At 38.5% G+C, this 4,746-nt stretch carries 6 protein-coding genes and 1 pseudogene; 3 read left to right on the forward strand and 4 right to left on the reverse strand.

Annotated elements, in window-relative coordinates; genetic code table 11:
- Positions 1–84: 84 nt before the first annotated feature.
- Complete coding sequence (gene murI / locus HMPREF0027_RS10310; RefSeq protein ID WP_005625000.1) at positions 85–882, reverse strand: glutamate racemase; 798 nt, start codon at positions 880–882, stop codon at positions 85–87.
- Positions 883–1,059: 177 nt separating this feature from the next.
- Between murI and HMPREF0027_RS10315 the strand changes: the two genes are divergently transcribed.
- Positions 1,060–1,506, forward strand: coding sequence for a carbonic anhydrase family protein (locus HMPREF0027_RS10315; protein WP_005625002.1), 447 nt, complete (start codon positions 1,060–1,062; stop codon positions 1,504–1,506).
- Entirely contained in the window at positions 1,500–1,724 is a 225-nt protein-coding gene (locus HMPREF0027_RS12850; protein WP_005625004.1) for a carbonic anhydrase family protein, read from the forward strand. Before HMPREF0027_RS10315 ends, HMPREF0027_RS12850 begins: the two co-directional genes overlap by 7 nt.
- Positions 1,725–1,764: 40 nt before the next feature.
- On the opposite strand, the gene HMPREF0027_RS10320 is transcribed toward HMPREF0027_RS12850, so the two are convergent.
- The 3 genes and pseudogenes from HMPREF0027_RS10320 to asnC all read right to left on the reverse strand — a co-directional run bounded on the left by HMPREF0027_RS10320 (position 1,765) and on the right by asnC (position 3,524).
- Positions 1,765–2,241 (reverse strand): chorismate--pyruvate lyase family protein, encoded by a 477-nt coding sequence (locus tag HMPREF0027_RS10320; protein WP_014992312.1) that lies wholly within the window; start codon positions 2,239–2,241, stop codon positions 1,765–1,767.
- A 107-nt stretch (positions 2,242–2,348) separates the two neighbouring features.
- Positions 2,349–2,872 (reverse strand): annotated as a pseudogene (locus HMPREF0027_RS10325) (phosphorylase family protein).
- A 178-nt stretch (positions 2,873–3,050) separates the two neighbouring features.
- Entirely contained in the window at positions 3,051–3,524 is a 474-nt protein-coding gene (gene asnC, locus HMPREF0027_RS10330) for a transcriptional regulator AsnC (protein ID WP_005625013.1), read from the reverse strand.
- Between the two features lie 185 nt (positions 3,525–3,709).
- Here asnC and asnA point away from each other — a divergent pair, with 185 nt between their 5' ends.
- Complete coding sequence (gene asnA, locus HMPREF0027_RS10335; protein ID WP_005625015.1) at positions 3,710–4,702, forward strand: aspartate--ammonia ligase; 993 nt, start codon at positions 3,710–3,712, stop codon at positions 4,700–4,702.
- The last annotated feature ends 44 nt before the right edge of the window (positions 4,703–4,746 follow it).

The following is a 4,746-nucleotide window of genomic DNA, read 5'->3' on the forward strand; positions in this document are numbered from 1 at the left end:
CATATTTTTTTATCGAATGTTGCGTTTTTCACCACTTTTATGCAATAAAAAACAATAACACATTGATTTATAAGCAATTTATTTTTAAAAAAAATTTAGTAATTCTAACCGCTTGAAGCCCCATTGTTGCATGATTACTTCTCTTTTAGAGAACTCTTCATCCATTTTTGTGCAAAAGGCGATATTTTCCCTGTTTTGTGCTGAATTCTCTTGCGAGAACTCACTAAGCAAATCACTTACCCTATTGGCAATGCCATTACCCGGATCAATGAAGTACTTCACATTCGGCAGCAATTGCTGTAATTCTTGTTTTACGAGCGGAAAGTGAGTGCAACCTAAAATCACTGTATCAAGTGTTGGATGCGTTTGCCATTCAGTGATCACTTCACCTAATTGTTCTTGATCGACTTGCCCTGTTCGGATCTTTTCTTCTACAAGCTCAACTAATGTGGTACTCCCGATCTTTTCTACCACACAATCTTTTGCGTACTTTTCAATAAGCTCTGCCACATACGGTCGTTCTACCGTTCCTTTTGTTGCCAGTAATCCGATTGTTTTCGTCTCAGAGACCACTGCTGCAGGTTTGATCGCCGGTACAGTTCCGACAATCGGAAATGCAAATTTTTCTCTTAAAGCGGGTAATACGACTGTGCTTGCGGTATTGCAAGCAACTACGACCATATCAAGTGGGTATTTTTCTGCAATTTTTTGCACAATTTTAACCGCTTGTTCAATTAATACATTTTCAGAACGTTCGGAGTAAGGAAAGTAAGCATTATCGAAACAATAAAGATAATGAGCATTCGGTAAAGTTTGGCGAATAGCATCATAAATGGTGAGCCCGCCCATTCCCGAATCATATAAAAGGATTGTTGGTTTCATATTATAGAAAGAAAGAAAATATTGAGTGGAATGCTACTCTCTTATTTTTATTGATTCAAGTCTCTCAAGGTACTGAAGACAAGTTTAACCACTATTGAGATTTTCTTTAATAAGATTGATTAAAAAATAACGACTAGCTAAACTTAAAATATGTAAAACAATAAAAGGAGCAAAGTTATGAAAAAACATTTACTTTTTAGTACGGCTTTGATTGCATTCAGAAATTTCGCTTATGCTGATTCTCACCCACATTGGTCACACGAAGGAAATAGTAGCCCTGCTCATTGGGGGGCAATCGATGAATCCTTTAGATTATGTCAAATCGGTAAAAACCAATCTCCTGTCGATCTTTCTCAATCAATCGCTTCTACCACACAGCATCTCACACTTAGCTCTTCACTTTCTGGTGAATATCAAATAGAAAATAACGGACATACGTTGCAAGCGACGCCAACCCAAGCTGTCAGTCCAATTCAATTAGACGGCAAACAATTTGTGCTTAAGCAATTCCATTTCCATACACCAAGTGAGCATACTTTCAGACGTAAACATTTTCCGATTGAAGCGCATTTTGTACACCAATCAGCACAAGGTGAAAAGGGGAAACGACAAAAAGTATGTTGAACCCACAACAATTACTACCGCAAAATCAGGAATATTTCCGTTTAAATGGTTCATTAACTACCCCACCGTGTAGTGAAGGAGTAAATTGGGTGGTATTCAAAACGCCACTTGATGCAAGTCAAACGCAAATTGAAGCAATGCAGAAAATTATTGGACAAGAGAATAACCGTCCGGTACAACCAATAAATTCGCGTATCGTGATTGAAGAAAGTAAATAGAAAAGAAAGAGGAGCCTATTATCGCTCCTCTATATTATTCTTAAGGAAATAGAAACGCCGGCAGAAACAGTTCTCTAACTTCTAGCGGATAGCCATTCAGCCGGTAACAAGCTCGACGCATATACATTCCGCTTTCATGATCTTGTTGCCAAGCCAATAGGGTACGCTTAGGCTGTTGAGCAAACAGCCATAAACCGATCGGCTGCTCACCGAGTAACGGCACCTCTTGAGCAACATTTTCTATAGTTTCTTTAGGTAATAGCGTTTGAGCAAAAATCCATGGACAATTCGCTTCTTTTAGCAACACTTCTCTATACCAGTAATCTGAATCACTCTGGGCTAAGTTACAAGCGGTCATCTTTTCCGTATTTTTTGCAAGCCACTTTTGCTCGGTAATTTGTACATTAAAGTCTTGAGTAACTTGTAGCAACTTTTGTGTCAGTGAGCCTTGATGCAATAACCAAGCAGACTGTTGTGAAGTTAGCCCTATAGCTTCTTCGCACCAATGGTTTTGCATCAAAATTTTGCGATATTGAGTGAGCATATAAAATAAAAAAGCGGTTAAATTGCAAATTATTTTAGCAATCTAACCGCTTGTTGTGAATCAACCTCAATCAGCTAATATTATCCTTTAGCAAGTTGACGAGCAGCTTCCACGACAACTGAAACCGCTTTTGCTTCCGTTGCATGAATGGTTTCTTCATTTGGAATTTCTTGCTGCGTACGATTTACGATAGTGCATTCGCACATTCAAAATTTGCAACCGCTGGATACTCAAGCGGCGCAAAATGACGACTTGCACCGTCTAAGCGTACCGCACCGGTAGTCACTAGAATATCGCCAACATTGATATGTGGCTGAATTGCCCCTGTTGTACCAATACGTAAGAAGGTACGAACGCCAAGTTGTGCTAACTCTTCCACACAAATTGAAACAGACGGACCACCGATACCAGTTGAACATACAACTACCGGCTCGCCATCAACATAGCCTAACCAAGAGGTAAATTCACGGGTAGAAACTAAGAACTCCGGATTATCCATACGTTTCGCAATACGCTCGCTACGCGCGGGGTCACCTGGGACAATCGCAACTTTCGCACCTTTTAACATTGCTTTGGTTAAACCTAAATGGAATACTTCAGACATATGGTCTCTCCTCTATCTGGACTCTATGAAATTTAAAACTTGTGCTTATTCAAGCACGAAACCTAAAGATAAGCGATTGTTTTTACTAAAAAATTCTCAAATTTGTGAACCGGATCACCCGTAAACGTTTGCGTTGAATAAACACAAGCGGTTCATTTTGCCAAAAAATTTACCAATATTAAGGTTTAATTTCTCGTAAAATCGGATTTTGCATTGAAATTAACGTTTCGGTTGATTGAATTTCATCAATTAACTGAATTTTAGTCGCCAATACTCGGTGTAATTCCTCGATCGTATGTGTCATCACTTTAATAAAAATCGAGTAATTACCTGTGGTATAGTAGGCTTCTACTACCTCTTCAAATTCATTCAACTTAGCAATTACTGTCTCATAGTCTTTTGCCGATTTTAAAATAATCCCAATAAAGCAACAAACGTCATAACCCAGTTTGCGTTCATTAATTCGAATTTTCGTCCCCTCAATAATACCGGCTTGTCGCATTTTCTCGACACGAACATGAATAGTACCGGCGCTAACCCCAAAATTCTTTGCCATTTCCGCATAAGGGGTACGGGCATCCGCAACTAATGCTCGTAAAATTTGCTGATCAAGCGGATCAATTTGCTGTTTTGAATGATAATTCGTGTGCAAAATTCACTCCATTTTTCACTTTTATTAAAGAACCCTTAAAATTTACCATAAAAAATTAGATAAAATCTAATAAATTAAGTTTTTTATTTGACAACTGTTGTATTTTTTATGAATTGTATTAAATTGTGTTCATACCGTTAACCGATACGGTTTATCGCATAAACGATTTTATTTAAGGATAAGCAATGAAAAAGACATTTATTTTACAGCAGCAAGAAATTAGCTTTGTGAAAAACACTTTCACACAATATTTAATTGATAAATTAGGCATCATCGAAGTACAAGGTCCTATTTTGAGCGAAGTGGGCAACGGTATGCAAGATAACCTTTCCGGTATCGAAAAAGCGGTACAAGTAAACGTAAAATGTATTCCTAATGCAAAATTTGAAGTGGTTCATTCATTAGCAAAATGGAAACGTCACACTTTAGCGCGTTTCGGTTTCAAAGAAGGTGAAGGCTTATTCGTACATATGAAAGCATTACGTCCGGATGAAGACTCTCTTGATCCGACACACTCTGTTTATGTAGACCAATGGGACTGGGAAAAAGTTATCCCTGAAGGTCGCCGTAACTTTGATTTCTTGAAAGAAACCGTAAACGAAATCTATAAAGCAATTCGTTTAACCGAATTAGCAGTAGAAGCACGTTTTGATATTCCGTCAATCCTACCGAAACAAATTACGTTCGTACACAGCGAAGAATTAGTACAACGCTACCCAAACATGACCAGTAAAGAACGTGAAAACGCAATTTGTAAAGAACACGGTGCGGTATTCTTAATCGGTATCGGCGGTAAATTATCAGACGGTAAAGCGCACGATGGTCGTGCACCAGACTACGATGACTGGACCACTGAATCTGAAAACGGCTATAAGGGCTTAAATGGTGATATTTTAGTATGGAATGAACAACTCGGTTCAGCGTTTGAACTTTCCTCAATGGGTATCCGTGTTGATGAAAAAGCACTTCGTTTACAAGTTGAATTAACCGGTGACCAAGAGCGCTTAGAAATGGATTGGCACAAAGACTTATTAGCGGGTCGTTTACCGCTTTCAATTGGTGGCGGTATCGGTCAATCTCGTATGGCAATGTTCCTGCTTCGTAAAAAACATATCGGTGAAGTACAGTCTAGTGTATGGCCGAAAGAGATGTTAGAAAAATTTGGTAACATTCTATAAGTTACTTTGCATACAAGCGGCCATATTTGCAAAATTCGGGATAG

It is taken from the genome of Actinobacillus ureae ATCC 25976, assembly GCF_000188255.1.
GTDB classification, from domain to species: Bacteria; Pseudomonadota; Gammaproteobacteria; order Enterobacterales; family Pasteurellaceae; genus Actinobacillus; species Actinobacillus ureae.